This is a genomic window from Deinococcus malanensis (genome assembly GCF_014647655.1).
Lineage (GTDB): Bacteria > Deinococcota > Deinococci > Deinococcales > Deinococcaceae > Deinococcus > Deinococcus malanensis.
On the sequence record NZ_BMPP01000010.1, the window covers coordinates 102,204 to 128,987 of the forward strand.

Annotated in this window: 28 protein-coding genes; 12 read left to right on the top strand and 16 right to left on the bottom strand. The window is 66.6% G+C overall.

Annotated features, from left to right (window positions below; genetic code table 11):
* Positions 1 to 43: 43 nt before the first annotated feature.
* The 3 genes from IEY49_RS12710 to msrB all read left to right on the top strand — a co-directional run bounded on the left by IEY49_RS12710 (position 44) and on the right by msrB (position 2,588).
* Positions 44 to 1,606, top strand: coding sequence for an acyl-CoA carboxylase subunit beta (locus IEY49_RS12710; protein WP_189009220.1), 1,563 nt, complete (start codon positions 44 to 46; stop codon positions 1,604 to 1,606).
* A gap of 75 nt (positions 1,607 to 1,681) precedes the next feature.
* Complete coding sequence (locus IEY49_RS12715) at positions 1,682 to 2,062, top strand: hypothetical protein (protein ID WP_189009224.1); 381 nt, start codon at positions 1,682 to 1,684, stop codon at positions 2,060 to 2,062.
* A 73-nt stretch (positions 2,063 to 2,135) separates the two neighbouring features.
* Entirely contained in the window at positions 2,136 to 2,588 is a 453-nt protein-coding gene (msrB, locus tag IEY49_RS12720; RefSeq protein ID WP_189009227.1) for a peptide-methionine (R)-S-oxide reductase MsrB, read from the top strand.
* A 72-nt stretch (positions 2,589 to 2,660) separates the two neighbouring features.
* On the opposite strand, the gene IEY49_RS12725 is transcribed toward msrB, so the two are convergent.
* The 4 genes from IEY49_RS12725 to IEY49_RS12740 all read right to left on the bottom strand — a co-directional run bounded on the left by IEY49_RS12725 (position 2,661) and on the right by IEY49_RS12740 (position 6,479).
* On the bottom strand, positions 2,661 to 3,209 hold the full coding sequence (locus IEY49_RS12725; RefSeq protein WP_189009230.1) for a CAP domain-containing protein: 549 nt from the start codon (positions 3,207 to 3,209) through the stop codon (positions 2,661 to 2,663).
* Positions 3,210 to 3,345: 136 nt separating this feature from the next.
* Entirely contained in the window at positions 3,346 to 4,089 is a 744-nt protein-coding gene (locus tag IEY49_RS12730; protein WP_189009233.1) for a hypothetical protein, read from the bottom strand.
* 69 nt (positions 4,090 to 4,158) lie between these two features.
* Positions 4,159 to 5,610: a sigma 54-interacting transcriptional regulator gene (locus IEY49_RS12735; protein WP_189009236.1), complete on the bottom strand. Its 1,452-nt coding sequence runs from the start codon at positions 5,608 to 5,610 to the stop codon at positions 4,159 to 4,161.
* Positions 5,611 to 5,768: 158 nt separating this feature from the next.
* Positions 5,769 to 6,479: a VOC family protein gene (locus IEY49_RS12740; protein WP_189009239.1), complete on the bottom strand. Its 711-nt coding sequence runs from the start codon at positions 6,477 to 6,479 to the stop codon at positions 5,769 to 5,771.
* 140 nt (positions 6,480 to 6,619) lie between these two features.
* On the opposite strand from IEY49_RS12740, the gene soxR reads away from it, so the two are divergent.
* Together soxR and IEY49_RS12750 are read left to right on the top strand one after the other, a co-directional pair.
* Positions 6,620 to 7,093, top strand: a complete 474-nt coding sequence (gene soxR / locus IEY49_RS12745) for a redox-sensitive transcriptional activator SoxR (protein WP_189009242.1) — start codon at positions 6,620 to 6,622, stop codon at positions 7,091 to 7,093.
* Positions 7,090 to 7,521 carry a GNAT family N-acetyltransferase gene (locus tag IEY49_RS12750; protein WP_189009245.1) on the top strand — a complete coding sequence of 144 codons (432 nt, stop codon included), beginning with the start codon at positions 7,090 to 7,092 and terminating at the stop codon, positions 7,519 to 7,521. Before soxR ends, IEY49_RS12750 begins: the two co-directional genes overlap by 4 nt.
* Before the next feature lie 22 nt (positions 7,522 to 7,543).
* On the opposite strand, the gene IEY49_RS12755 is transcribed toward IEY49_RS12750, so the two are convergent.
* Positions 7,544 to 9,298 (bottom strand): GGDEF domain-containing protein, encoded by a 1,755-nt coding sequence (locus IEY49_RS12755; RefSeq protein WP_189009247.1) that lies wholly within the window; start codon positions 9,296 to 9,298, stop codon positions 7,544 to 7,546.
* A gap of 278 nt (positions 9,299 to 9,576) precedes the next feature.
* Between IEY49_RS12755 and gatB the strand changes: the two genes are divergently transcribed.
* The 5 genes from gatB to IEY49_RS12780 all read left to right on the top strand — a co-directional run bounded on the left by gatB (position 9,577) and on the right by IEY49_RS12780 (position 14,198).
* A complete protein-coding gene (gatB, locus tag IEY49_RS12760) occupies positions 9,577 to 11,004 on the top strand; it encodes an Asp-tRNA(Asn)/Glu-tRNA(Gln) amidotransferase subunit GatB (protein WP_189009250.1) in 1,428 nt (475 codons plus the stop codon).
* 187 nt (positions 11,005 to 11,191) lie between these two features.
* Complete coding sequence (locus IEY49_RS12765; RefSeq protein WP_189009253.1) at positions 11,192 to 11,851, top strand: hypothetical protein; 660 nt, start codon at positions 11,192 to 11,194, stop codon at positions 11,849 to 11,851.
* Positions 11,852 to 11,953: 102 nt separating this feature from the next.
* Positions 11,954 to 12,892, top strand: coding sequence for a carbohydrate kinase family protein (locus IEY49_RS12770; RefSeq protein ID WP_189009256.1), 939 nt, complete (start codon positions 11,954 to 11,956; stop codon positions 12,890 to 12,892).
* Positions 12,889 to 13,920, top strand: a complete 1,032-nt coding sequence (gene mltG / locus IEY49_RS12775; protein ID WP_189009259.1) for an endolytic transglycosylase MltG — start codon at positions 12,889 to 12,891, stop codon at positions 13,918 to 13,920. Before IEY49_RS12770 ends, mltG begins: the two co-directional genes overlap by 4 nt.
* Before the next feature lie 74 nt (positions 13,921 to 13,994).
* Positions 13,995 to 14,198, top strand: a complete 204-nt coding sequence (locus IEY49_RS12780; protein ID WP_189009262.1) for a hypothetical protein — start codon at positions 13,995 to 13,997, stop codon at positions 14,196 to 14,198.
* Between the two features lie 107 nt (positions 14,199 to 14,305).
* Here IEY49_RS12780 and IEY49_RS12785 read toward each other — a convergent pair whose 3' ends face one another.
* From IEY49_RS12785 to IEY49_RS12820, 8 genes are all read right to left on the bottom strand, one after another.
* Positions 14,306 to 14,677, bottom strand: a complete 372-nt coding sequence (locus tag IEY49_RS12785; protein WP_189009265.1) for a 2Fe-2S iron-sulfur cluster-binding protein — start codon at positions 14,675 to 14,677, stop codon at positions 14,306 to 14,308.
* A gap of 61 nt (positions 14,678 to 14,738) precedes the next feature.
* Positions 14,739 to 16,415: an adenine deaminase gene (locus tag IEY49_RS12790; RefSeq protein WP_189009268.1), complete on the bottom strand. Its 1,677-nt coding sequence runs from the start codon at positions 16,413 to 16,415 to the stop codon at positions 14,739 to 14,741.
* Between the two features lie 138 nt (positions 16,416 to 16,553).
* Positions 16,554 to 17,342: a hypothetical protein gene (locus IEY49_RS12795; protein WP_189009271.1), complete on the bottom strand. Its 789-nt coding sequence runs from the start codon at positions 17,340 to 17,342 to the stop codon at positions 16,554 to 16,556.
* A gap of 85 nt (positions 17,343 to 17,427) precedes the next feature.
* Positions 17,428 to 18,201 carry a prepilin-type N-terminal cleavage/methylation domain-containing protein gene (locus IEY49_RS12800; protein WP_189009274.1) on the bottom strand — a complete coding sequence of 258 codons (774 nt, stop codon included), beginning with the start codon at positions 18,199 to 18,201 and terminating at the stop codon, positions 17,428 to 17,430.
* On the bottom strand, positions 18,198 to 18,587 hold the full coding sequence (locus tag IEY49_RS12805; RefSeq protein ID WP_189009277.1) for a type IV pilus modification PilV family protein: 390 nt from the start codon (positions 18,585 to 18,587) through the stop codon (positions 18,198 to 18,200). Before IEY49_RS12805 ends, IEY49_RS12800 begins: the two co-directional genes overlap by 4 nt.
* A complete protein-coding gene (locus IEY49_RS12810; RefSeq protein ID WP_189009280.1) occupies positions 18,584 to 19,066 on the bottom strand; it encodes a prepilin-type N-terminal cleavage/methylation domain-containing protein in 483 nt (160 codons plus the stop codon). The genes IEY49_RS12805 and IEY49_RS12810 overlap by 4 nt, the downstream gene beginning before the upstream one ends.
* Positions 19,063 to 20,709, bottom strand: a complete 1,647-nt coding sequence (locus IEY49_RS12815) for a pilus assembly PilX N-terminal domain-containing protein (protein ID WP_189009283.1) — start codon at positions 20,707 to 20,709, stop codon at positions 19,063 to 19,065. Before IEY49_RS12815 ends, IEY49_RS12810 begins: the two co-directional genes overlap by 4 nt.
* Positions 20,710 to 20,783: 74 nt before the next feature.
* Positions 20,784 to 21,851: a C39 family peptidase gene (locus IEY49_RS12820; RefSeq protein ID WP_189009286.1), complete on the bottom strand. Its 1,068-nt coding sequence runs from the start codon at positions 21,849 to 21,851 to the stop codon at positions 20,784 to 20,786.
* 61 nt (positions 21,852 to 21,912) lie between these two features.
* Here IEY49_RS12820 and IEY49_RS12825 point away from each other — a divergent pair, with 61 nt between their 5' ends.
* Positions 21,913 to 22,389: a P-loop nucleotide/nucleoside kinase family protein gene (locus IEY49_RS12825; protein ID WP_189009289.1), complete on the top strand. Its 477-nt coding sequence runs from the start codon at positions 21,913 to 21,915 to the stop codon at positions 22,387 to 22,389.
* A gap of 11 nt (positions 22,390 to 22,400) precedes the next feature.
* Here IEY49_RS12825 and IEY49_RS12830 read toward each other — a convergent pair whose 3' ends face one another.
* The 3 genes from IEY49_RS12830 to ruvX form a co-directional block, all read right to left on the bottom strand.
* Positions 22,401 to 23,408: an alpha/beta hydrolase gene (locus IEY49_RS12830; protein WP_189009292.1), complete on the bottom strand. Its 1,008-nt coding sequence runs from the start codon at positions 23,406 to 23,408 to the stop codon at positions 22,401 to 22,403.
* Positions 23,409 to 23,476: 68 nt separating this feature from the next.
* Positions 23,477 to 25,159 carry a long-chain fatty acid--CoA ligase gene (locus IEY49_RS12835; RefSeq protein WP_189009295.1) on the bottom strand — a complete coding sequence of 561 codons (1,683 nt, stop codon included), beginning with the start codon at positions 25,157 to 25,159 and terminating at the stop codon, positions 23,477 to 23,479.
* 152 nt (positions 25,160 to 25,311) lie between these two features.
* A complete protein-coding gene (gene ruvX / locus IEY49_RS12840) occupies positions 25,312 to 25,740 on the bottom strand; it encodes a Holliday junction resolvase RuvX (RefSeq protein ID WP_189009439.1) in 429 nt (142 codons plus the stop codon).
* 58 nt (positions 25,741 to 25,798) lie between these two features.
* Here ruvX and IEY49_RS12845 point away from each other — a divergent pair, with 58 nt between their 5' ends.
* Positions 25,799 to 26,578: an enoyl-CoA hydratase-related protein gene (locus IEY49_RS12845; RefSeq protein ID WP_189009298.1), complete on the top strand. Its 780-nt coding sequence runs from the start codon at positions 25,799 to 25,801 to the stop codon at positions 26,576 to 26,578.
* Positions 26,579 to 26,784 lie beyond the last annotated feature (206 nt).

Here is a 26,784-nt window from a genome sequence, read left to right on the forward strand (position 1 = left end):
CCCTGGCCGGGTCACCTAACGCCCGTTTGGGTACAGTGAGCGCATGACCCAACCCGGTGTGGAACTGCAGGAACTTATTGCGGCCATGGAGCAGCGCCGCCACAAGGTCGAACAGGGCGGCGGACCCGAGCGCCAGAAAAAACAGAAGGAAGGCGGCAAACTCACCGCCCGCGAACGCATCGAGCGCCTGCTGGACCCGGGCAGCTTTCTGGAGATGAGCACCTTCGTGGAGCACGGCCGCAACCGCCTGATGGAAGGAGTGGACGCCCCCGGTGAGGGTGTCGTCACCGGCCGCGGCACCATCGACGGACGGCAGGTCTTCGTGTTCTCGCAGGATTTCACGGTGCTGGGCGGCTCGCTGGGCAAGATGAACGCCAGCAAGGTCACCAAGATCATGGACCTGGCGGCCAAGACCGGCTGCCCGGTGATCGGCCTGAACGACAGCGCGGGCGCGCGCATTCAGGAAGGCGTGGACTCCCTGAGCGGCTACGGGGAGATCTTTTACCGCAACGCCGTCTACAGCGGCAGCATGCCGCAGATCAGCGCCATCCTGGGGCCCTGCGCGGGCGGCGCCGTGTACAGCCCGGCCCTGACCGACTTCATCCTGATGAGCCGGGGCAGCAGCTACATGTTCATCACCGGCCCGGAAGTGATCAAGAGCGTCACGCGCGAGGAAGTGACCTTCGATACCCTGGGTGGCGCGGACGTGCACACCCGCAAGAGCGGCGTGGCGCACCTCGCCTACGATGGTGACGAGGCGGTGCTGGACGGTATCCGGGACCTGCTGAGCTACCTGCCCCAGAACGCCCGTGAGCAGCCTCCAGTCAAGGCCACGCCGGACCCCTCGGACCGCCGCAACGAGCGTCTGCTGGAACTGGTCACCCCGGACCAGCGCAAGCCCTACGCCATGCATGACGTGATTCATGAGCTGGTGGACGAGGGTACCTTCCTGGAAATTCAGCCGGACTGGGCGAAAAATATCCTGGTGGGTTTCGCGCGCCTGGGCGGGCAGTCGGTGGGCATCGTGGCCAACAATCCCAAGAGCATGGCGGGAACGCTGAACATCGACGCGTCGGACAAGGCCGCGCGCTTTATCCGGACCTGCGACTGCTACAACATCCCGATCCTGACTCTGGTGGACGTGACCGGCTTCCTGCCCGGTACGCAGCAGGAGTACGGCGGCATCATCCGCCACGGCGCCAAGATGCTCTATGCCTACGCCGAGGCCAGCGTCCCCAAGGTCACCCTGATCACCCGCAAGAGCTATGGCGGCGCGTACCTGGCCATGAACAGCCGTGACATGGGCGCGGACGTGGTGTACGCCTGGCCCATTGCCGCCGTGGCCGTCATGGGCGCGGAGGGCGCCGCCAACATCGTCTACCGGCGGGACATCAATGCCAGCGACAACCCGGAAGCCACCCGGGCGCAGAAGATCGCCGAGTACAAGGAAGCCTTCGACAATCCTTACGTGGCGGCCGCCAAGGGCTATATCGACGACGTGATTCCCATGGAGGAGACCCGGGCGCGCCTGATCCAGACTTTCGAGATGCTGCGCGACAAGGAAGAGGTCCGTCCCTACAAGAAGCACGGCAACATGCCGCTCTGACCCGGCCCGCGCCCCATCGTTCGCTGGCCCTGGCCGTCGCCGCAAAGTGCTGAGCGACAGTGTTAGGGTGGGTCCATGAAAGCTGTTCGTGCTGTGCTGGCGGGCGCGCTGGCCCTGGGCCTCAACAGTTGCGGCGGTCAGGAAACGCCTGCTGCCGGGCGTCCCCTGACGGTGGTGTCGGTAGGCGTTCCAGCTGCGGTCAGTGCGACCGGGCCGCTGACCGTCACCCTGCGGTATGTGGTGCAGTGCGGGGAATCTGATCTGGCGATTAAGCCAATTCGGCGGACCGCCACGGTCCTTCAGCTCTCGGCCAGTGCGAGGTACACCCCCATGGTCTGCGCCGCCGTGTACGAGGAGCGGGAGCTCAGCTATACCGACCCGGGCACGCCGGCCCGCAGGGAGCCCTTCCAGATCAGTGTCAACGGTAAGGACTGGGCGACGGTCCAGGTGCCCTGAGCACCCGGAATCCGGGCTGCCGTTGCGGGACCAGACCACGGTCTGCTGATGCTCCTGCACGTACACTGCCCGCATGAGCAAAGCTGACTTCCAGAAGCCTGCCGACGCCGATCTGCGTGAGCGTCTGACGCCGATTCAGTATCAGGTCACGCAGCACGAGGGCACCGAGCGGGCCTACACCGGCGAGTACTGGGACCACACCGGGGAAGGAATCTACGTGGATGTGGTCTCGGGAGAGCCCCTGTTCAGCTCGCGCGACAAGTACGACGCCGGCTGTGGCTGGCCCAGCTTCACGCGGCCGATCCAAAACATGTCACTGACCGAGAACACCGACTACAAGATCGGCTACCCCCGCACCGAGGTCCGTTCACCGGTGGCGGACTCACACCTGGGCCATGTGTTCCCCGACGGCCCGCAGGAGCACGGTGGCCTGCGTTACTGCATCAACTCGGCCTCTTTGCGCTTCGTTCCGGTGGACCGGCTGGAAGCCGAAGGGTACGCCGACTACCTGCCGCTGTTCCGCTAAGGGCACCCCACTGTTGAAAAGTGGACCTCCAGTGCCATCTGGCCGGAGGTCCGCTTCTTTTCTGCTTGAACTTCAGAACGACGCACCGAAGTTCTGCACCCAGTAATGCCTGTAACTGCCGCCCTGGACGTAACCCACACCAAGTTCCCGGAATGCGGGGTTCATGATGTTGCGGCAGTGTCCTGGGCTGCTCAGCCAGCCGCTGACGACTTCTTCCGGGGTGGTCTGCCCGGCGGCGATGTTCTCCCCGATGGTGCTCCAGCGGTACCCGGCCGCGGTAATGCGGTCAGCCATGGTGCGGCCATCCTGGCTGGTGTGGCTGAAGTAGTTTCTGGCGGCCATGTCGCTGGCGTGCGCCTGGGCCGCCTGGGCCAGCTGTGCATTGGCGCTCAGGGCTGGCGCCGCCGCGTGAGTGGTCTCGCCGCAGGTCCGGGCCTGAGCGCGAGCCGCGTTGGTCAGGCTCAGCACGCGCTGGGTGAAGGTGCCACCAGGAGCCGTTTGTGGCGGTGCGGGCGCAACAGGTGCAGGAGGGGGTGATGACGCCGGTGTACTGGCACCGCAGGCCGTGAGGGCCAGCAGCAGTGCAGAGACACCGAGAAGACGAAAGGAGGCTGTGGCCATAGTTCCCATTACAGCGTGTCAGACCTCTGCCAGGCATGAACGCGCAGTTCTCATTTCTCATGGCCCGGTGAAGACGCAGTGGGCCGTATTTGACGTCTCGAATGCGGGAAATTCCACATCAAGATTCTTTCACTCTTCACATCTGCGCGCCGCCGGAAGTGTAGTCGGTATCTCGATTCAGAACACTGAACCATAGGGGGAGAGGGTCTTGCAGGCTCAAGGGGTCCTCACGCAGGGCTGATGCGACAACCCGGCCGCCGCCCAGCTGGGCGGCGGCCTCCATAAGAGCAGGCCCGGCCTCTGGCGTGAGGGCTCCCCAGAGATGCGTGGCACCTCCCGGAGCTGTGGCCCGCCACAGGAGGGCGCCGGCTGGCTGGCCGTCCTGATACGCCTGCAGCAGCACAAAGTCCCGGTTGCCTTCCAGGGCCCGGCCCAGATGCTGCGCCAGGGCGCCGCCCCACTGCGGTGTGCCACGCGCCGTGGCCAGAACTTCGGCCCATCGGACGAGGTGCAGCCGGCTCATCTGCTCGACCACGACCCTGGGGTCGGCCTGTCCGGTCGCGGTGACCGTCCCAATCTGCAGGGTGGTGACCGGCTCCGCCCCGGCCACTGACTGGGCGGTGGCCAGCAGCAAAGGCAGATCATGGGCAGCATGCCAGGCAGTCACGCTGGCCAGGACGCCTGTTGGCAGGCTCTCGGCCGGCCGGTTGGACATGGTCGTACTTATGTCCGGAAGGTACAGATCCGGCAGATAGGTGGCGTTCAGGCCCAGGACATTGGTGCCCGGCGTGAGCAGACTCACGGCGCCGCTCTCCTCGCGCTGCAGTGCAGACAGTGGAGAAAAGAAGTTCAGCAACTCCGACAGCGCGGCATTCAACATGAGCTTCACGCTATCCGGAAAGAGCAGGAGGCAGGCCGCTACAGCCTGCCTCCTGACAAGAGGAAACGCTCAGTTCCAGCGGCCCCCACGGCCCTGTTTGAGTTCCGGCTCCGGCGCGGCGTACAGTTCTTCGGCGCGGCTCAGTTTCTTGCGGCCATACAGGCCCTCCAAGACGAACTCGGCGGCAGCGGCGCGCACGGCGTTGTCGGCACTGGCGGCCACCTCGGCGGCCAGTGCGCTCAGGCCAGGGACCTCATCGGCGGCCTTCAGGGCGCTGGAGGCGTCCCCACCCTGCGGGAAGCGGAACACGTTGCCCTGGTCGAACCACTTTTCCAGCTCGCGGGTGTCGGCGCTGCCGTAATGGCGGGCATAGACTACCCCGGCAGCCTTGCGGATCACGTCACGGGCCACGTTGTCTGCTCCTTTGAGCTCGCCCTCGTACTCCAGTTCCATCTTGCCGGTAATGGCCGGCAGCCCGGCATACACGTCGCTGACCCGCACCACCGGGGCGTCGCCGGCGACCAGACTGCGGCGTTCGGCGTTGGCCGCTCCCAGTTCCATCAGGGAGATCGGCAGGCGCTGCGAGACCCCGCTGAGCTTGTCCACGCGGCCGTCCTCGCGGGCCTGGAAGGCGATTTCCTCGATCAGCTCGGCAATAAAAGGCGGCACGGTGATGCCGTCGGCGCGCACAGCTTCCTGCGCGGTAATTTCCATGCCCTGACGCACATCGGTGGGGTAATGGGTGCGGATCTCGCTGCCGATGCGGTCCTTGAGCGGCGTGACGATCTTGCCGCGCGCAGTGTAGTCCTCGGGGTTGGCCGAGAAGACCAGCATGACGTCCAGTTCCAGACGGATCGGGTAGCCCTTGATCTGGACGTCTCCTTCCTGAAGGATGTTGAACAGCGCGACCTGCACCTTGGGCGCCAGATCGGCCAGCTCGTTCACGGCAAAGATTCCGCGGTTGGCGCGTGGCAGCAGCCCGAAGTGCATGCTGCGGGTGTCGCCCAGACTGGTGCCCAGGCGGGCGGCCTTGATGGGGTCCACGTCCCCGATCAGGTCGGCGACCGTGACGTCGGGCGTGGCCAGCTTTTCCACGAAACGGTCCGCACGTGGCAGCCAGCGGACCGGCAGCTCCAGCCCGTGCACTTCGAGCAGGTGTCGGCCCTCGGCGCCCACCGGGTTCAGGGGGTCGTCGGGCATGTCCACGCCGTCAATCACGGGCACGACCTCATCGAGCAGTCCGGTAATGGCGCGCAGGATGCGGCTCTTGGCCTGGCCGCGCAGCCCTAGCAGAATGAAGTTCTGACGGGCCAGCAGGGCGTTGATCAGCTGCGGAATCACGGTTTCGTCGTAACCGACCACGCCAGGGAACAGTTCCTCGCCGCTTCTGAGCTTGCGTGTCAGGTTGTCGCGGACCTCGTCCTGCACCAGCCGGACCCGGCCGTCAAAAGGCCGGCGCTCCGCATACTCCGGCGACTCGAGTAATTCCCCCAGCGTCCTGGCTTTTGCAAGTACAGTCATGATGCGCGGAAGCTATCACGCACGGTCTGAAGGGAATGTGCGTGGACGCGGAGAAAGCCTGTGAGCGGCGGTCGAATGTCATGAATTCCCTCTGATGCAGAGGTGTATTTGACGACGACGGACCACGTTCGGGCGCCGCCTGACCAGAAGCTGTCCGCTTATGGTGTTGCTGCCTGTTCTGGTCGCGCGGATTGTGGCGAGGTTTTCAGGCCCAGGTGATCTAGCAGGTGCAGTTTAGCTCCGACTCGCCACGTGATCTGGAATTCAGCCGGGACGGAAGGTCGGTCTGTCGGGAACCAGCCCCGGCCTTCGCGCACCATGATCAGCATGCCCTCGTGACTGCCCAGCGCGGTGAAGGTGTCACTGCTGCCGTTGAAGGGGAACAGGCCAAAGTTCTCTCCCAGACGGTGGACGGCTGCGCCGACGTCGGGGACCACCACCCCGAACTCGCTGAGGCGCAGCAGGCTGTGCGCGCCGAAGGGCAGCGGAGCCTCACCACCCAGGTCATGCCGTGCCACGAATTCCAGAATGTTATCAGCAGCGTCCTGGAAATACAGGTTGGTGGTGTTCCAGTTGCCGCCGGGTGGAAAGCGGGTAATGCGGGTCTGGCCATCCGGGGCGGCCAGCAACTTCAGGCGTTGGCCCAGCCAGCTTTCGGCGGCCTCGACCTGTGAGGAGGGAATATCCCAGGCCAGGTGACAGAAACCGCCGGCCAGGTCGTCCTGCTGCCAGGTCAGCCGGGAGGTGCCGGTGCGGAAGGTCACGCTGGAAGGCGTTTCATGCTCGGGAGTCAGACCGAGGGTCCGGGTATAGAAGCGGTGCTGAGCTTCAAGGTGGCGGGTGGGCAGGACAAGCGTCTCAATATGCATGAAGCCTCCGGGGGCGCGCGGGATGAGGTCATGGGGTCCGGAAAGGGAAGAGGTGGGAAAAAGGCATCTGAACCTCCTGCACCCTTGCTCTGGTGCTATGGTCGAGTGTAGAACCTGAAGTTTTGTTGAGGTCAAGCCCTGTGTCTGTTCCCCATGCTGCCGAATCCTCCACGCTCTGGACCCCTGGTGAACTTGCCAGACGAAGCGGTCTGGCAGTTTCCGCACTGCATTTCTACGAGCGTCAGGGCCTGATCCACAGCCGCCGCACGGCGGGCAACCAGCGGCGCTATCCCCGCGAGACCCTGCGCCGGCTGGCTTTTATCCGGGCTGCCCAGCGCGTTGGACTGCCCCTGGCGGACATCCGCGCCGCCCTTGAAACCCTGCCCGGCGAGCGCACGCCCACGGCCGCAGACTGGGCTGGCCTCTCGGCGCACTGGCAGACGGAACTGGAGGCCCGCATCGCGGTGCTCTGGCGCCTGCGCTCGGAGCTGAGCGGCTGCATCGGGTGTGGTTGCCTGTCACTGGAGCGCTGTGCGCTGGTGAACCCGGACGACTCTTCTGGCAGACAGCATCCGGGGCATACCACGCTGCTTGACCCGCTGGACGCTCCATGAGGTGGCGGGCGGCAGGTCCGGGGAATGCCTGGACCATCGCGCTTCACCGCTATCCCGAGGAGGCTGATGAGGCCGAGTGCCCGGTCTACGCCAGCTGGGTCGCACGCGCCCTGGAGCGGGGGGTGTACCTCGGCTTTCTGGCTTTCACAGAGGAGGGCGGGGTGGTGGCTGGTGCCGGCCTGACACTGCTGGAGTGGGGCCCGTCGCGGGGTGATCCTCAGCCCTACCGGGCGCGGCTGGTCAACGTCTGGACGCATCCGGACTGGCGTCGCCAGGGTCTGGCGCGCGAAGCGGTCACGGCCTGCCTGGAGGCTGCCCGCCAGCGGGGCGTGACGCGCCTGAGCCTGGGCACGAGCGTCATGGCCCGTGGTCTGTACGCCAGACTGGGCTTCGAGGCCAGTGCGACAGAGATGACCCTGGTGCTGTGAGGTGCTGTGCCTGCCCCCCGGTTTACATACGGGTGGCCAGGGCCTGCTCTACCGGGTGCACCTGGTTGCGCCCGGCCTGCTTGGCGGCGTAAAGGTGCTGGTCTGCCAGGTCCAGAGCCGAGGCGAAGGTGACCGGCCGGCCCAGGGCGTAACCGACGCTGATGGTCAGCGAACGGTCTCCCAGCAGTGGCGTCCAGTCATACCCCTCGATCACGGCCCGGCAGCGCTCCAGCAGGGCGTGGGCCGCCGTATGGTCGGTCACCCGGGCCGCCAGCAGAAATTCCTCACCGCCATAACGGGCCAGCAGGGTGTCGCTGCGCGCGGTGTCGGTCAACAGATGCGCCACAGTACGCAGCACGCTGTCACCCACCGTGTGCGAATGCCGGTCGTTGACGCTTTTGAAATGGTCGATATCCAGCAACGCGACCAGCAGCGGCAACTCCGAGCCGGCATGCTCGTGGTGCAGCCGGTGCAGGCTGATATCCAGGCCCCGGCGGTTCAGCAGCCCGGTCAGCGGGTCCTGCTGGGCCTGCTGCTCGGCCAGACGCAGCCGTTCCTGCCAGGTAAACTGAAGCCCCCCTGCCGCAGATCCAGGCACTGTGACGTCCGGAGCCACGAATTCCGCCTGATCGATGACCTGCAACGCCTCGCGGGCATGCGAGAGCGCCTCGCGCATCGCCCGGAGTGCGCCCTGAAGGTCGCCCTGCTGCTCGTGCAACTCGGACAGCTCGCCCAGCACTTCCTGAATCACGCGGTGACGCCCACACTTGCGGGCAATGTCCAGGGCCTGGCGGTAAGCCTCTGCCGCTTCCGGACCACACTCCTGCGCACTCAGCACCCGGGCCAGCGCCAGATACGCCTCGGGGAAGATGCTGGCCCCCAGGGATTCGGTCAGCGCGGCCGCCCGGCGGGCATGCGTCTCGGCACCGCTCAGGTCGTCACGCAGCAGTTTCAGATGCGCGGCATGCACCTCCAGCAGCATGTGCTGCTGAACATTGTCGTCGGTTCCGGCCAGTTGCACGGCCATGTCCAGCAACCCCTCAGCCTCGTCCAGGGCGCCATGCATCGCCTCGGGGCGCTGAAGCCTGCGCAACTGGCGGGCAAATTCCAGAAAGGCGGCCACGCGCGTCTCGGTCACGCCCAGCCGGTAATGGTCCTCGTGCCGCATCATTTCCCCGCGCCCGGCGTGCGCCTGTACGATGGCGGAAAGCTGCTCACCCGCCAGGCGACTGTGGTGCAGGGCGACCTCAGGCTGATGGATGGTGGCATATACGCCGACCAGATTGACCCGTGCCAGCAGCAGGGTGATCGGGTCAGGAGCCTCGTCTTCGCGGCTCAGGACCGACAGAAAGTCGCGCTGCGCACCGTGCTCGTCTCCCAGGTTGTGCCGCAGCGTGCCGCGTACGCAAAGGGCGTCAAGCAGGATCTGCTGGCCTTCTTCGGACATGGTGTGGGCCAGCGCGATGGTCTGTGACAGATACCCGAAGGCCTCGGTGAAGCGCGCGCCCTCACCCAGCGCAAAACTGATGGACAGCAATATCCTGGCAATCAGGGTGCGGTTTTCACTGCGCTTGGCGTACTGCAGCGCCTGCTCACCCATTTCCGCAGCCTGCCATTTGGAGAAGTCCTCCAGAAAATAGGCCACCTCCAGCAGGGCCATGGCACGCTCCTCGTCGGATCGGGCGGCACCCCAGGCTGCCCTGAGGTCCGCAGGCACACTGGCCGGGAACTGGGGGTCCGGCGGGAGTGCGTCGGTGGACTCGGGAACGTCGGGCATATCACCATGATCCATATCCGGTCTGACAGCTCTCTTGAGAACTGACCCAATAACCATTTAGACGCATTTTGGTTCCTGTTCAATTGAGAAGAACCGGAGTTTGCCGCGCAGGAACGGGAGGCTCTGCCGCGACTTTTGCCGTTCGTTTTCAGTCTCAACGGGTTTGCCTTCCCAGGATTCCATGTCCGTAGCGGTTTTCTCTTCGGGTTGTGGCTTCAACCGCAATTCGTATGAGACGCCTTCCGGCCGGCTGCCGGGTGCGGCGGTATGCTGCGCGCATGTCGTACCAGGCGGTCATCGGGCTGGAAGTGCACCTGCAACTCAAGACCCGCACGAAGATATTCAGTTCCTGTCCGGCGGAGTACCATGGCGCCGAGGCCAACACGTTCACAGACCCGCTGACGCTGGGGCTGCCGGGCACGCTGCCGACCCTCAACCGCGAGGCGGTGGAACTGGCCATGATGTTCGGCCTGAGTCTGAACTGCGACGTGTCAGGCTTCACGCAGTTTCACCGCAAGAACTACTTCTACCCGGACGCGCCCAAGAACTTCCAGCTCTCGCAATACGACCGGCCCATCGCCCGTGACGGCTATCTGGACATTGGCGCAGAGCGTGTGCGCATCAAGCGTGCCCATCTGGAGGACGACGCCGGAAAGCTGACGCACCCCACCTACGCGCCCTACAGCCTGCTGGACCTCAACCGCGCCGGAACGCCACTGATTGAAATGGTCACGGAGGCCGACATCACCGGTGCGGAGCAGGCCCGGGCCTTCCTGGAAACCGTGCAGGCCATCGCCCAGGCCCTGGGGGTCAGCGACGCCACCCCCGAGGAAGGCAAGATGCGCTGCGACGTGAACATCAGCCTGCACCGGCCCGGGGAGCCCTGGGGCACCAAGGTGGAGGTCAAGAACCTCAATTCCTTCCGCAGCGTCTCGCGCGCCATCGAGTACGAGGCGGCCCGTCAGGCGCGTGTGCTCGGTGCCGGCGGGCAGATCACCCAGGACACCATGGGCTGGGACGAGGGCGGGCAGAAGACCTTTCTGATGCGCACCAAGGAAGGCGAGGCCGATTACCGCTACTTCCCCGAGCCGGACCTGCCGCCACTGGACATCACGCCCGAGTGGATCGAGTGCGTGCGCGCACGCATGCCCGAGCTGCCGGCCCAGAAGCGCGAGCGGTACCTGACGGCGGGCGTGCGCGCTGCTGACGCCCAGACCCTGAGCCTGAATGTGGCGCTCTCGCGCTTCTATGATCAGGCGCTGCAACCTGATAACGGTAGCGCGCGGCCCGACGCCCAGAAGCTCGCCAACTGGCTGCTCACCGAAGTGGCCGGCCACCTGGCCGCGCAGGAGCAGAGCATCGCGCAGTCCAGCCTGAGGCCCGCGGATCTCGCGGCCCTGGTGCGGCTGATCGACGCCGGCACCATCGGCGGGCGGGTGGCCAAGGACCTGCTGCCCGAGGTGATGGGGGGCCAGAATCCCGAGCAGCTGGTGCGGGAACGTGGCCTGAGCGTCGTGACCGATACGGCGGCAATTGACGCGGCGATCGACGCGGCCATGGCGGCCGATCCGGGAACGGTGGAAAAGGTCCGTGCCGGCAACACCAAGGCCATGAACGCCCTGTTCGGCCCGGTGATGAAGGCCATGGGCGGCCAGGCCAAACCCGAGGTCGTGCGCGAGAGACTGACCCGGAAACTGGGCCTGTGAGACCGTTCCTGAAGCAATTGTTCCGTACCACTCCGGCCTGCTCCAGGCGGCTGCGTACAGGAAGACATACGGCCTCCGCGCTGTGCAGGCACAGCCTGCCTCTCTCCCGGAAGGTTCTGGACTCAGGCGGGGGCCGCAGGGGCACCGGGCCGCGCCGGGCTGGCTGCTGTGGTACCGGCGGCGTGGCATGAACCGCTGGCGTGTCCCTGCCCTGGCCGCCTTGTGGGCGCAGGTCGTGTCGCTGGGGGCCGTCAGCGCTTATGCCCTGTGGAAGGGAAACTTTACCGGCAGCGCGGCACTCAGCGCCACCGAGGCGTTGTTGGCGGCGCTGGTGATGGCCTGGTGGACCCATCTGTTTGCCCGGCTCACCATGGCCCACACCGTGCTCCCGACGGACGGGGTGCTGCGGGCCCTGCGGCTGGTGTTCCCGTGGCTGACGGCGCTGCGGGCTGCGCTGTGGCTGATGACCCTGCTGATGATCCTCTCCGGTGCGGCTGCGGAAGCCAACCCGGTGGCCCTGACCGCCCTGATGACCGTCTGGGGCGGCGCCATTGTGGCCAGCAACGCGGTCTACGGCACCCTGGCCCGGCTGGTCTCCCAGCCGGCAGACCTGCTGCAGCGTCAGCAGCTGCTGGACTGGCTGAATCTGGCGGCGGCCCTGAGCCTGGGCATGGGAGTGCTGAATGTGATTCCTATCACTGGCTTTAGCAGCCCGCCGGTCTTACACACCCAGGTGGTGTATGGGCTGGTGGCTGCTATAGACGTGCTCGCCACGCTCCTGGCCCAGCAGGCCCTGCGCGCTGCTCCGGTCGCCACGCCACCTGACCAGGGTCCGGCCCCGTGGTAAGAGAGCTGGTGCCTGAGCCTGGCTGCGAGACAGGACGCTATGCTGGCCCCCAGGCATGACAGCTTTTCTTGAACCGTTCGTTTCCCGTGCGCGGGTCCAGGCGTGAAGCCGCTGGTGTCGCTGGGCGATCTGGCCTGGGACGTGCTGGCCAAACCCGACTCCATGCTGCTGCCGGGTGGCGACACGACCGGCCGCCTGGAGCTGTCCGGGGGCGGCAGCGCCGCAAATCTTGCAGTCTGGGCACAGCGCTCCGGGCACCCGGCCACCTTTATCGGCAAAATCGGCCGTGATCATTTCGGTGAACTGGCCATGGCGGAGTTGCGTGCCGAGGGCGTGGAGGCCGAAGTGATCGCCAGCCAGGAGCATCCCACCGGGGTGATTCTGGCGCTGATCGACCGGCGGGGCCAGCGCGCCATGCTGACCAGCCAGGGCGCCGACTGGGAACTGCTTCCGGGTGAGCTTCCCGTGGCGACCCTGGAAGGCGCGGGCCACCTGCACCTGACAGCCTGGAGTCTGTTCCGTGATCCGCCGCGCGGCGCGGCGCTGCATGCCGCCCAGCTGGCCAAGGCCGCGGGCGCGACCCTCAGCCTGGACCCGGGCAGCTTCCAGATGATCCAGCAGATGGGCCGCGAGACCTTCCTGCAGGTGGTGGACGGCGTGCCTTTTGACGTGATTTTCCCTAACGACGACGAGGCGCGAGCCATGAGTGGCGAGCGCGAGCACAGCCGGGCCCTGAGCTGGCTGCGTGAGCGGTACCCGGAGGCCCTGGTGGTATTGAAAATGGACGAGGAAGGCGCATTGCTTGAAGGCCCGACGACCCCCCGGACCCACGTGCCGGCCACCCCGGACAGCGCGATCGACGCGACCGGTGCCGGTGACGCTTTCGGCGGCGCTTTTCTGGCCAGCTGGTTGCAGCATCGCGATCCGGTGCGTGCCGCGCAACTGGCGGTGCAGGTGGGCGGCTGGGTGGTGGCGCGCTTCGGGGCGCGACCTGCCGCCGATGCGGATCTGCGTGCCCGGCTGCAGGCGGTGCTGGCGTGACCCGGCTGCAAAAGCGCGGCATGCCGCTATGGGCCAAGCTGCTGCTGGTCTTACTGCTGTTGCTGGTGCTGGGGGCGGCGGGGGCGTTCATGTACGTGCGCAACCTGATGGCCCCGGCCGGCGGGGGCACCTATACCCTGGAGGTGAAACCGGGAGACACCCTTTCGGCGGTTTCGCGGACCCTGCAGGAGCGCAAGATCGTGAAAAATGCCGACGCCCTGAGGCTGCTGATGCGTCAGAACGGCACGGCCGGGAGCCTCAAGGAAGGACTGTATGACCTGAACGGTCAGATGGATCTGTCGCAGGTGGCCGCCAAGCTGGCTGGTCCGGCGCGAATTCCCACCGTCAACGTCACCATTCCTGAGGGGCGTCGTATCAAGGACCTGCCGGCCATCTTTGCGCGTGCGGGCTTTGACGCAGTGGCGGTGCGCGCCGCCCTGAATGACCCGACCCTGAGCCCCTACACCAAGGGCAAGCAGCCGAACCTGGAGGGCTTCGTGTTTCCGGCGACCTATGAGTTCCGCCCCAAGGAAACGCCGCGCAAGGTCGTCCAGACCCTGCTTGACCGCATGAACACCGAGTTCACGCCGGAAAACGTGGCGCGCGCCAAGGCCCTTGGCCTGGGGGTGCGTGACTGGGTCATTCTGGGCAGCATGGTGCAGGCCGAGGCCGCCAACGACAGCGAGATGCCCATTATTGCCGGGGTGTTCCTGAACCGTCTGCGTGACGGCATTGCGCTGGGCAGCGACCCGACGGTGGCGTACGGCCTGGGTAAGGATCTGCCGGAGCTTGACCGCAGCGCGGGCGACTTCACCAAGGACACGCCCTACAACACCTACACCCGCGGCGGGCTGCCGGCGGGACCGATCAACAACCCGGGTCAGGCCGCACTCAGCAGCATCCTGAACTCCAAGCGTAAGCTGGCAGACGGCCGGGACGCGGTGTATTTCCTCCATGCTGACAATGGCAAGATCTACGTCAATCACAGCTATGCCGAGCACCTGCGCGACAACGCCCGTTACCGCTGAGGTCTGATGCCTGTTCAAAAGGAGGTGCCGCCCAGCGGCACCTCCTCTGCTTCCTTCGGCCCTACACTCTGGGCATGCCTGCCTCATCCCTCCGGCGCCGCAACGCCCTGTGGCTGGCGCTGCGGACAGCTGAACCCGGCTCCGAGCCATTCGCGGAAGCGCTGCAGGAGCTGTCTGAGCTGACCGGCTGGAAGCGTGCGCGTGTGCTGGCCGGGCTGGGCCTGACAGAGGAAGACGGCCAGACACCTGCAGGTCCCAGCGAGCAAGAGCCGACCTAGCGTCGGCTCGCAATGTGTTCGCACCGGGCGGCGGGGCTGCCTCGCACAGCTGTCCAGGTGGGTGAAGGCCCAACAGGTGCCAGCCAGTGGCGTTGAATGCTTCTGCCTCAGCCTTCGGTGGACGAGCCTGGACGGGTGGTCCACTGCGGCTCGGGCTCGATGTTGGTCGCGGGCGCCTTGCCGGGCTCCAGGCCGCTGGAACTTGCCGTCTGCAGGGGCGTTACGCTCATGCCCGGGGCACATTCGATCTGGCAGGACAGCCTCGCGGTGCCCAGCAGGCCTTTTTCTGTCAGCTTGTCGTATTCCGCGACGGTCATGGAGTCCGGTTCGCCTTCCTCGAAAGACACCCGGCAGGTGGTGCAGCGGGCCACCCCGCCGCAGCGGTGCAGCACGTCCACCCCGCCGCGCTCCAGCGCCAGCACCAGCCGCTCGCCCTGCTGCGCCTGAACCTCTCCGAAGCCGCTTACCGTAATCGTCATGCCTTGACTCATGCGCTCAGCATCGCACGTTCGGGCTGTGGCGCGCGTTCTCCTGGCGGCTTCAGCTTCCGGGGACCAGCCGCCAGGCCTCGACATCCAGCAGGCCGCGCGGCGTGAGCTTCAGGGCGGGAATCACGGTCAGGCCCAGAAAACTCAGGGTGGTCACCGGGTAGGGCAGGGTGCAGCCCAGCGCACGGGTCGCTGCGGTGACACGCGCCAGCCCTGCGGCAGCTTCCTGCGGCGCCTGACCGGTCATCAGGCCGGCGAAGGGCAGTGGCAGGCTCGCGCGGACCTCACCGTCAGCCACCACCACAAGACCACCTCCCAGGGTTTCAAGGGCGCGCCCAGCCACCTGGATGTCTCTGTCTGTTCCACCCAGGAACGCGGCATGGTGGGCGTCATGCAGCACGCTAATGCCCAGGGTGCCGCCAGTCAGGCCGGACCCGGCCGTCCAGCAGGCCGACCATTCCCCGCGGCCATAGCGGTCAGCCACCACCAGCCGGGCGTCTCCACTGCCTTCCGGCGCGCGCGCCGTGGTGATCTGCTCGGCCTGAATGCCCAGGACAGGCCAGCCGGCGGGCACCTCGAAGCTGGCGGTGTCCCAGCCCTGACCAAGATGCACGCCGCCGCCGGCAAGTGGAGGTGTCAGTTCGCCGGGCTGGGCCTCGGTGCCCCCCACGAAGGTCTCCAGCACCTCGAAGTCCTGCAGGTCACGCAGCAGCACGAAATCCGCCAGGTGACCCGGGGCGACCAGACCCACGTCGTGCAGTCCCCAGTACTCGGCAGGGTTGCAGGTCACCAGCGCCAGTGCGTCCAGGGGGTCCAGGCCGCCGGCCACACACACACGTAACAGCCGGTCCAGGTGTCCCAGCTCCAGCAGCTCGTCTACGCTGACGTCGTCGCTGACCAGCATCGCGCGTCGGGGGCGTTCGCGGAGCACAGGCAGCAGCGCCTGCAGGTTGCGCGCCGCGGAACCCTCGCGGACCATCAGCCATAGGCCCGCCCGCAGCCGTTCGCGCGCCTCTTCGGGCGTGGTGGCCTCGTGGTCCGAGTGCAGTCCGGCGGCGGCGTAGGCCTGCAGGTCGCGGCCACGCACTCCTGCCGCGTGGCCGTCGAGCCGGCGCCCAGATGTGCGCCCGGCCTGTATCACGGCCCAGACCTCCTTGTCCCCGCCCAGGACACCCGGGTAATTCATCATTTCGGCCAGACCCAGCACGCCGGGCTGCGACAGCATCTGCCGGACTTCGGCCACCCCAACCCGCGCACCTCCAAGTTCGAATTCGCTGGCTGGCACACAAGACGGCGCCGAGGCCCACACCCGCAGTCCGCTGCGGCGCCCGGCTTCCAGCATCCATGCCAGGCCCTGCGGGCCAAGGACGTTGACCACCTCATGCGGCTCGGCCACCACGCCTGTCGTGCCCCGTGGCAGCACCGCCCGCGCAAACCCGGCAGGGGTCAGCAGACTCGACTCGATGTGCACGTGCCCGTCAATGAAGCCGGGCGCCAGACAGGCTCCGCGTGCTTCGACCACTCGCGCGGCCTGCAGGCCGTCTCCCGCGCCGCCCAGGGCGGCCACCCGGCCGGCGGCAATCAGCACGTCGGCTTCCAAAATCTCCCGCGTGACCGGCTGCGCCACCCGCGCGCCGCGCACGAGCAGGTCTCCCTCTTCCAGGCCGCGCGCCACGCGCACCAGCCGCCGGCGGTCCTCCAGGGTCTCGGTCTTGGCCCACTCCGTCATGGCCCAGTCTAGAGCAGTTCTCAGACAGGGCCCGGGAGGGGTGGCCCCGCTCACGGGTTCTATTTTGCGCACTGAGAAGCAGAATCCACCGCGCCCAGCCGGCAAGGCTTTCCCAGGCTGACCAGGCGCGACCCCATATCAGGATCTGCGCAGCCAGTCGAGGGCCGCGCCGCGCTCAGCCAGAGCCTGGGCAAACACCTGCACGTCGTTCAGGGCACCCGGAGCCTTACCCGCGGGCACAGGCGCTGACTTGGGGGGACCCGCCGAGGCAAAGCGGCGCGCGCGGAACATGCCGGGGTGTTCCTCGAACACGGCTGTGACGCTTTCGGGCAGCCTGGCCAGGTGGGCAGCAAAACTGCGTTCCTGGGCCAGTTCCACATGGCTGGCACCGGGCCCGAGTTCGGTGAGCAGCCGGTCTATCAGGGCAAAAATGCGGGCGGCGTACTCGTCAACCTCTGCCCGGCGCGGCAGGTATCCACGGTGGATCACCCGGTTGCGGAAGTCTGCCCCCAGCGCCTTGCTGGTCAGGAAGTCAGGTTCCCGACCCTCGCGCAGCAGGTAGGCCAGTGCAAACATGCCGATCTGACGCTCCGACTGGCTCACGACATGTCGCCAGGTGATGTCCAGCCGGGCTGCCGCCACGTCGAAATCCTCGTCTTTTCCCGAAGCCTGTTCCAGCGCGAAGGCCCGCACGTAGAACTCGAAGAAGCGTTCCAGGGCCGCGGCGAAACTGGCCACCGCCTCACGCGCGTAGCCGTCCATCAAGGCGCGGGTGCCCAGATCGAACAGCACCTCGAACTTCTGCTTGCGCACGAACAGGCAGTACGCTGCCTCGCACGCGGCGCACCGCAGGTCATGGATGCTGGCATCCGCGAATTCCACGCGGTTTTCGTGCCCGCACACCGGACACCGGGAGGGAAACAGCATGGGCCGAGTCTAGGACAGGTTCTCAGGCTGCCGGGGGTTTTCCGGGCGATGCCAGCCAATTCGGTCGGGTGGCCGGACGACACCTCTACGGGATGTTGCGCGCCTGGACGGTCAGGGTATAGGGCGAGACTGGCGTCCGCAGCTCACGGCCGCGGACCCGCTGGCGGTACTGAAAGCGCAGCGTGACGGTCCGGCTGGCAGGGTCATAGGTAAACGGCGCGGCGCCCAGGCTGCCTGCAGGCGTCAGGTGGTCCGCAACCAGATACGGCTGCATGCCCGTCACGCTGGTGACCGCGTCCAGATTGAGCAGCGCCTGACAGCTGACCAGATTGCCGGGCGGATAGCCCGGTCCTGTCCCGATGACCGGGGGAATGGCTAGGAGTCCCGCCGGGGTCGCCACACAGTCACGCGGTGTGCTGCCGCTGCCGCCGAAGGGGTCGGTGGAGCGGTACTCCCTGAGCACCTGAACGTTGGCCTCGGCCCAGGAATCAGTGACCTTATCGGCCGGCGACACCCTGGAACGGGCCTCCAGACGATAGGTGTGCAGGTGGTAACGGGTCATACCACCGGGGTCGTACTCCGGCACCACAATGGCCAGGCAGGGCGTCACGTTTGTGCAGGCAGCGCCATTGACACTCAGGTTCGCGGTCGCCACCCGGACGCGCACGGCGGCCCGGAGCCTGTCTCCCAGGTAGCCGCTCGTATCGTTCAGCTCCGCCAGACTGTGCGACAGGGCCGCCGTGCGTGCCGAAAGGTTCAGGGTAGAAGCCTGCCAGCTGGTCAGCAGTGCAAAGATGGTGCCCATCAGGGCCAGGGCCACCAGCACCTCGACCAGGGTCAGTCCCGCATTTCCCTTCACAGCGGCCTGCCGAAGTCCAGCACAAAGGTCAGCGTGGGTTGGCTTGCATGGGTGCACGACAGGGTCACGCGCTTGATCTGCCCCGGCGCGATGAAGGGGCTCTCCAGCGTGCTCACTGAGGGTGTGCAGGTGTAGCTGTTCAGGATGCTGGCGGGCGGTGTCTCCGGCAGCGAGGCAGCGTCGAAGCCGCTCTGAGTACTGTACCGGGCGCGGACCTGTTCCAGGTAGTGCTTGGCTGCAATGGTCACGGACTGATCGGCCCGCGTCTGACTGTTGAGCCTGAAGACCGAAGGAAACAGCGCCAGCACCGCTGCCGACACCACCGAGAAAAGAGCCAGGGCCACCAGCACCTCGACCAGGCTCAGGCCAGCGGAGGGACCCTTCACTTGACCACGACCTTTCCGAGAATGCTGGTAATGCGTACGGTGCGCCGGATGCTGGGGGCCGCGCTCCACTGCACGAGGTAGGTGTTCGGCGCGGGATCGGTCGTGGCATAGGGCGGGGCGAAGTTGACGTTGTTGGTGCCTGCGCTGGACGCCCCGGTCAGCCGGATGACTGTGCCGCGTGGCAGGGCATGGGTCTGTTCCTGCGTGGGTGTGCCGGTGCAGGTCTCGTCCGGGAAGTGCCGGATCTCATAGCTGGTGGCACTGGCCAGCGGCGCACTCAGGCGAATCTGCCAGCAGGTATTCGTGCTCTTGGCCCCGGTGCGTGTGGTCGTGACTGCCTGCGAGAACTGCTGTGCCGCTTCCATGACGGTGCTGCTCGCGCGCCAGCGGGCGTAGCTGCCGATAGCCACGGCCGCCAGAGTGCCCACAATCGCCATCACGATCAGGGCCTCGATCAGGGAAAAACCGTGAGAGGTCAACGCTGCCTCCAGGTCCCTGGAATGGCGTGCAGCTCTGGTGCCGAGAGGAGAGACCCGGCAGCAAGCAGCGCGCCCCGGTCATAGATGATCTTCGCGCTGCCCTGGCCAGTCCCGGCCACCCGGGTATCGCAGGCGTTGCCAGAGCCACTGCCGGTCATGGACAGAGACGGCATGCACTCGGTCCCGGCCAGGGGCTCATGTGCGCCTTCCACGATCACCGCGCCGCGGATCAGCGAGTGGCCCTGCTGGTCATAGTCCCCCATCACATAGATGGCGCCGGAAAAACCCACGGGGCAGGTGCGGTTCACGGTGAGGTCGCCGCGCACGATCAGCAGACCGCTGCCGCACAGTTCGCGGTTGCCGGTCAATGAGACCGGGCCGTTGATGAAAGTCAGGCCGGTGACTGTCCCCGTGAACCCTGCCCCACTCACCGTGGGTTCCAGCCAGCCCTGATAGGGTGCCGCGGCCAGCATCTGGTGTTTGGTCTGTCCCAGCACAGAGGCGAACAGGTCCGGGTCGGAGGTAAGGGCAAAAGGGTTTTTGCTGCGCAGCTGCGGGTCGTTCGGGAGGCTGCCGTGCTCCACCTGATTCTGCCCGGTAATCGCGTAGCTGGAGATCACGCCTTTCACGTCGCGCCGCACCGGGGTGCCTTCAGCCACGGCTGCCATGGTGCCGCCGCTGTCCCAGGCCACCACGAGACTCCGGCTGGCTGGGTCCACGCTCTGTACGGTTCCACCAAGCGGTCCGACCTGAACCGCTGAGCCCACCGTCAGCAGCGACGGATCCGAAACCATGATGGTGCTGGTGGTTCCCGACCCCCCGGTAAACGCTGCAGTCACGGCCGAGTCAACGCGGTGGACCGGGGCCTGTGCCGCGACGCTGGTACTGTCGGGAGCACCGGACACGGGCATGAGGGTGACGGAGCTGGTCTGCCTGTTCACGCCCAGGACCCGGTACGTAGCGCCCTGCAATTCCACGTAATCCCCGGGGCCCAGCAGCAGCTGGGCAGACAGTGTGGACTGCAGCGCCACCACAAACGCCCCGTTGTCTGCCGGTAAGCTGATCACCTCTGTGACCAGGGCCACCTGCACCATCCCGGTCGAGGTCAACCTGGACTCACCCTGTACCACGGCGCCTGCGGTCAGGTCCACATTTGCATACGACTGCAATGGCGCCTCGACACGAATGTTGAAGCCCGGCTGGCGGACAGTGTAAAAGTCCTGCAGCACACGCTGGCGCGCGCCGCCAGCACTGTCCGTGGCCATCAGGGTAAAAACGCCTGTGGCAGGCATGGTTGCGGCGCTCAGCGTCACATCTCCGTAGCTGCTCAGGCCCTGGGCAGTCAGCCAGGAATTCAGGGCTGCCGGTGTGGTGCCGCGGAACTGCAGATGACCGGGCAGGGCGTCACGGCGGGCAAGAAAGCGCACCGCAAAGGTATTGATCCCGCTTTCAGCCGCCAGCAGGGCCTGATAGGCGGCGCGCTCATTGACGCCACCCTTGCGGGCGCCCAGGGTCATGGTGGCGGTGGTGCTGACCACGATCATCAGCACGATGGTTGTAAACAGCAGGGCAACGACCAGCGCAACCCCCTGCTGCGCGTGACGCGGGGCAGGGGGCAGGCCAGCCTGAACAGGCGGCAACATGCGGACAGCCTAAGCAATGCCCTTCAGGTGCGAGGGCTCAAATCAGCGCATGGTGTCTCAGGCGGTAAATTTACTCAGGGCAGGCGGGTGCCCTGTGGGGTGATCACATAGGTGATGCCGCCGCTGTGGTCCAGCCAGAGTTTTTCAAATGCAGCGCGCGGATAGGTGCGGCGGACCGTGTCGTTGCCGGGTGCAGCAGGATCGTTGAGCACCGGGTTGCCCTTGGCATCAAAGCCGGCCAGCACCATCAGGTGCCCGGCGCTGCTGACCAGCGGGGCGCCGGGCAGCTCACCTTTTTTCCAGCCCAGGCTGACGGCCAGCGGCAGACCGGCCGCCGTGAACTTCTCCGCCGCCGCGAGACTCGGCAGCCGCGTCACAAAGGCCCTGAGCCCGTACTCACCGGCGTAGGCGGTATTGAATGGCCAGTTGCCTGTGCCGTCGTAGGCGCGGTCATACATACCGCGCGCGGCCTGCGGCACGCTGATGTCCTTGCCATGCCGCGCCAGGATCATGCTCACACTGGTGGGGCTGCACCACACCTCGCCGCCCCCTTCGTAGATCATCTGCGAGCGCTGCGGTACGTCCACGACCTTGCCCCAGGCCTGACGGTCTCCAGGCTGTCCCAGGCCGGCGCTGCGCCGGGCCCGTTCGGTGGTGTTGAAGGCCAGCAGGCGAACCTCGGTGCCACTTCCACGCAGGGTGACGCGGTACTGGTACGCCGACCCCTTGCCCGTCAGCCGCAGCGTGTCGGTCATGATCTGCCCACTGGCGTCTTTCTGGCCGTTCAGGCTGCTGCGGCCATCGGCACTGCTCCAGGTACCAAAGGAGTACCAGCGTGACCACGCCCCGCTCTGCTGGGCACGCACCTCAACGGTCACGCTGCCGTTCTGGCCGGTGCGGGCGTTCCAGGACGGAACCAGTTCGTCGAAAGTGGGGACAGTCACGGGCTTGCCGGTCAGGGTACCGCTGCTGGCTCCGGGGGCCAGGGCCAGGACGTCGCCGCGCAGCTGCACGCCTCTGAGCTCGGCCCCGGTCCAGTCGGCACCGCGCTCATGAATCACGGTGGTGGAGTGGGGATAGGTCATGGTGAGGGCCTCCGCGCTGCCCAGCAGGGACAGCGCCAGGACAAGAGCTTTGCGCATGCCAGGACTATGCCGCCTGGAGCAGGTCAAAGGATGAGTCGGGCTGCCTTATTCTGAGCACGTGACGGCAGCCCTGCAGCTGCTCGTGGGTCTGCCTGGAGCGGGGAAGACCACCCTGGCCCGTGAGCTGGAGACGCGGCACGCCGCGCTGCGTCTGACGCCGGATGAATGGATGCTGCCGCTGTTCGGCGCGGGTGAGTTTCAGGGAAAACGTGCGGTCCTGGAGCATGACCTGCTGTGGAGCGTGGCCCGGCGGGCCCTGGTCCTCGGCGTCAGCGTGGTGCTGGATTACGGTGTGTGGTCACGCGAGGAGCGCGAGATGTACCGGCTGCGGGCATGTGGGCTGGGGGTGGCCACCGTGCTTCATGTCCTGGACCTGCCGCTGGATGACCTTTGGTTGCGGCTTCAGGCCCGCAACGCGAACCTGCCGTCAGGGACGTTCCCGATCACGCGAACCGAACTGGAGCAATGGAGCGGCTGGTTCGAGCGGCCGACCCCGGAGGAACGGGCGCTGTTCAGTTCCCCTGACGCCGTGTAGGGCACTTGCCTTCAGAGCCCCTGCATGTACAGGAAGGCTTCGGGCAGGGCTTCGCGCCAGGTGACCCAGTTGTGACCGCTGGGGTATTCGCGGTACTGATGCTCCAGTCCCAGGTCCGCCATCAGGGCGGCCATGCGGCGGTTGGGACCGGTCAGCCATTCCAGGACGCCAGTGTCCAGGCTCAGGCGCAGGTGACGGGGGGGCTGGGCCTGAAGTTGCTCACGCAGCCACTCGCCAGCACCCGTGGTGTCGATTCCGCCGTCTTTCGTGCGGGCGCCGGGCCGGGCGATAAATGCGCCGCTGTGACTGACTACCCGTGAGAACAGTTCCGGATGGGCGCGGCCCAGATGCAGGCTGATCAGGCCGCCCAGGCTCGCCCCCCACAGCCCGCGCGTGGAGGCCTGGACCAGCGGCCCCTCGACACGTGGAAAGACTTCCCTTGTCAGGAAGTCCAGGTAGTGATCGTTGAGGTAGTACTCGATGTTGCGGTCCACCGGCTCGACAAAGACCAGCGCGGCGCCGGAGGCCAGCCCGGCTTCCACGGCCCGGTCCATCAGCTCGCCCAGCCGGCCGGTGCGGTAGCAGGCCACGCCGTCCTGCACGTAGTACACCGGAAGCGGTCCACCCGCGTAGCCGTAGGGCGTGTGCACGATCACGCGCCGCTTGCCGTGAAACACTTCCCCGTCCCAGGACAGCCGGTGTGAAGTCCCGCGCCGGGTGGCGTCCGGGAGCTGCCACAGCGGATGGCGGACGTAATCGCCCACCACAGCGGCGCGCGGGTAAGGCCACCAGGGGTTCAGACTGCGCTGATCGTTGTCGGGGTCGGCAAACGCGTTGCCTGCGGCGTCCACCCAGGCATATTCCACCCAGGCGCCGCGCGGCAGCGTCAGCGTGATGGGCTGCCCTGCCTTGACCGGCAGCGGAGGCCGCTTGCGCCAGTCGGTCATGTCTCCGATCAGGCCGGCGGCACCTGACGGAGGCGTAAATGTTACCTGTTGTCCCTGCACCGATACGGCCATAGCCGCGATTCTACGGCCAATAAAAGCCCCTCCGGCTGCCAGGGCAGGGGAGGGGCTTATGGGGACGCTCAGGCGTTGGTGCTGGTCTGTGCGCCCGTCTTGTGATGGCGGTGCTGGTCACGCAGCTCGCGTTTCAGGAACTTGCCGGTTGCGCCGATCGGCAGGCTTTCGGCGATGATGGTCGCGTCGGGCAGCCACCAGCGGGCGAACTTGGGGGTGATGAACTCGACCAGTTCCTCATGGCTCACGCTCTGACCAGGCTGGGGCACCACGACAGCCAGAGGACGCTCGTCCCACTTGGGGTCATCCATGGCGATCACAGCGCACTGGGCCACGGCCGGGTGGGCCATGATGGCGTTTTCCAGGTCCACCGAGCTGATCCACTCGCCGCCGGATTTGATCAGGTCCTTGGCGCGGTCCTGAATGTGCATGAAGCTGCGGTCGTCGATGGTCACGATGTCACCGGTATCGAACCACAACTTGCCGTCGTCCAGGGTAAAGAAGTTGGCCTGACCCTCGCCCTTGAAGTAGCTGCTGGCCACCCAGGGCGCCCGGATAATCAGGCGGCCCATGGTCTTGCCGTCATGAGGCAGCAGCTGGCCGTCGTCACTGAGCAGGCCCAGCTCGACCAGCGGCACCGCGCGTCCCTGCTTGGCGCGCAGGGCGTAGCCCTCGTCACTGGTGGGATTCACGCCCACCGGCACACTGCTGGCGGTGCCCAGCGGGTGGGTTTCGGTCATGCCCCACGCCTGCAGCATGCGCAGCCCGTGGCGGTCCTGGAACGCGCGGATCATGCTTTCCGGTGAGGCGCTGCCCCCCGAGATCACCATCTGCACTCGGCTCAGGTCGTAGGGCGTGCCGTCCGCCTTGGCCCGGTCCAGCTCAGCCAGCAGGCCCATCCAGATGGTCGGCACGCCGGCCGTGATGGTAACTGCTTCCTCCTGCAGCAGCCGCGCGATGCTGGGCCCGTCGCTGAACACACCCGCAAAGACCTGCTTGGCGCCGTACATGGCACAGGTGTACGGCAGGCCCCAGGCGTTGACGTGGAACATCGGCACGATGGCCAGCACACTGTCGGCCTCACCCACCCCCAGCGCGTCCTTGGGAGCGCTGACCAGCGAGTGCAGCACGGTGCTGCGGTGGGTGTAGATCACGCCCTTGGGGTTGCCGGTGGTACCCGACGTGTAGCACATGGCCGCCGGGGCGTTTTCCTCAAGCTCGGGATAGCGTGCGAGTGGTTCGTGCGCCATCACGAAGGCGTCGTAGTCTTCCGCGCCCGGAATCGCCTGTGGAAGGGGCCCCATCACGAACACCCGCTCGATCTGCGGGCAGGCCGCGCGAATGGCGGGAATCATCGCCGCGAACACGTTCTCGATGATCAGCACGCGGTCCTCGGCATGGTTCAGGATCCACACGACCTGCTCGGGGTGCAGGCGGATATTCACCGTATGCAGCACGAGACCGGCGCTGGGCACGCCCATGTACGCCTCGAGGTGCCGGAAGGAATTCACGCACAGGGTGGCCACGCGGTCACCGGCATTCAAGCCCAGGCCCTGCAGGGCGCTGGCCAGGCGCAGGGCCCGGTCAGCCACGGCCCCGTAGGTCGTGCGGTGCTTGTGGGGAATCGGCTGGCCCTTCTCGTCACGCCCCGCCACCATCAGGCTGACGACCTCTCGCCCGGCGTACTGCGTGCGCATGCGCTCCAGAATGGTGGGAATTGTCAGCTGAACGTCCATCATGTTGCCCTGCATAGTGGTCTCCTCTTCTGTGGTCTGTGACCGGGATAGACGTGCGTCGGCGGCCACCTGCCGGGCCACCGCCGAACCTGATCTGTCTGCCCTCACATTCTACCCCTGGGCTGAACCGCGTCCAAGAAGAGCAGTGAACCCCGCCCGGGAACGCCCTAGGGCGAGTGCCGAGGCGCGGCGCCTTCACGGCCCATCAGATACAACTCCAGAATCTGCACGGCGGCGGCCTCGTCCTCGTCGGCCGCGCCCAGTTCGCGCGCCCGCCGGGTGGTAAAGCGCTCGTCCTGGTAGGCGACGCGGTAGCCCTTGTCGGCCAGGACCCGGCCGAAGGCACGCACCCGGTCGGCCGCCGGGCTGGGAGCACCGTCGGTGCGCAGCGGCAGCCCCAGCAGCAGCAGGGTCGCGCCGGTCTCCTCAACTTTCAGCCTCACGGCCTTGAGGTCCAGCGGCAGCCTTTTGCGGTCAACACTGCCGCGTCCAAAGGCCAGTTGCCCCAGGTTGACCGCAAAGCCGATCCGGGACTTGCTGACGTCCAATGCCAGAACGACGTCCTGAGAGTCCGGGGGTGCCGTCATGCGCGTCATGCTAGCGCGGCGCGGCCTCCTGGCCCGGAGCACCGCCTCGAGCGGGTAGCCTGTGGTCATGACTGAACCTGTGCTCCTGACCGAGACGCATGCTGGTGTGCGCACCCTGACCATGAACCGTCCGGACAAGCTCAATGCCGCCAATGACGCCCTGTTGCTGTCGCTGACCGAAGCCATGACCCAGGCGGACGCGGACGTTTCGGTGCGGGTCATTGTGCTGACCGGCTCCGGACGCGGCTTTTGCGCGGGACAGGACCTGGGAGACGTATCGGGACGCAACATGACCTTCACTGAGCACCTGAACCATACCTACAACCCGCTGATCCGGGCCATCCGGGGGTGCGGGAAGCCGGTCATCAGCGCGGTGAACGGGGTTGCGGCGGGTGCCGGGGCCAGTCTGGCGCTGGCCGGGGACGTCCGGTTGTGGGCGCGCTCGGCGGCCCTGATCGAGATCTTTTCCAATATCGCGCTGATTCCCGACAGTGGCAGCACCTGGTTTCTGCCCCGGCTGGTGGGCTATCACCGCGCTTTCGAGCTGATGGCCCTGGCTGACAAGGTCCGCTCTGATGAAGCCCTGCGTCTGGGGCTCTGCGAGCACGTGTTTCCGGACGAGACCTTCCAGCAGGAAGTGCAGGCATATGCCGAGGCCCTTGCGGCCCGTCCGGCCAACGCCCTGAAACTGACCAAGCAGGCCCTGAACGCCGCCATGACCAGCACCCTGGACGCGGCCCTGGACCTCGAGGCCGAGCTTCAGCAGGTGGCTGGGGACCACTGGGAGCACCAGGAAGGCGTCACTGCCTTCAAGGAAAAGCGGGCACCGGACTTCCGGCGCGGGTAAACCGGCAGCTGCTCTGCGGAGCCTGAGGGGTGCCCGTGCGGAGACGCCGGGCTGAGTGCGGGGACGCCGGGCTGAGTGCGGGCTGCAGATGTATGCTGGATCTACACGGGAAGCAGAGACCCCCACCCCTCTCTGACATCTGTAGCCCAGGTGGACACGGTCACCTCAGGTGGGGCGAGCCAGCGGTGAGACCGGCCCGTGTGGGG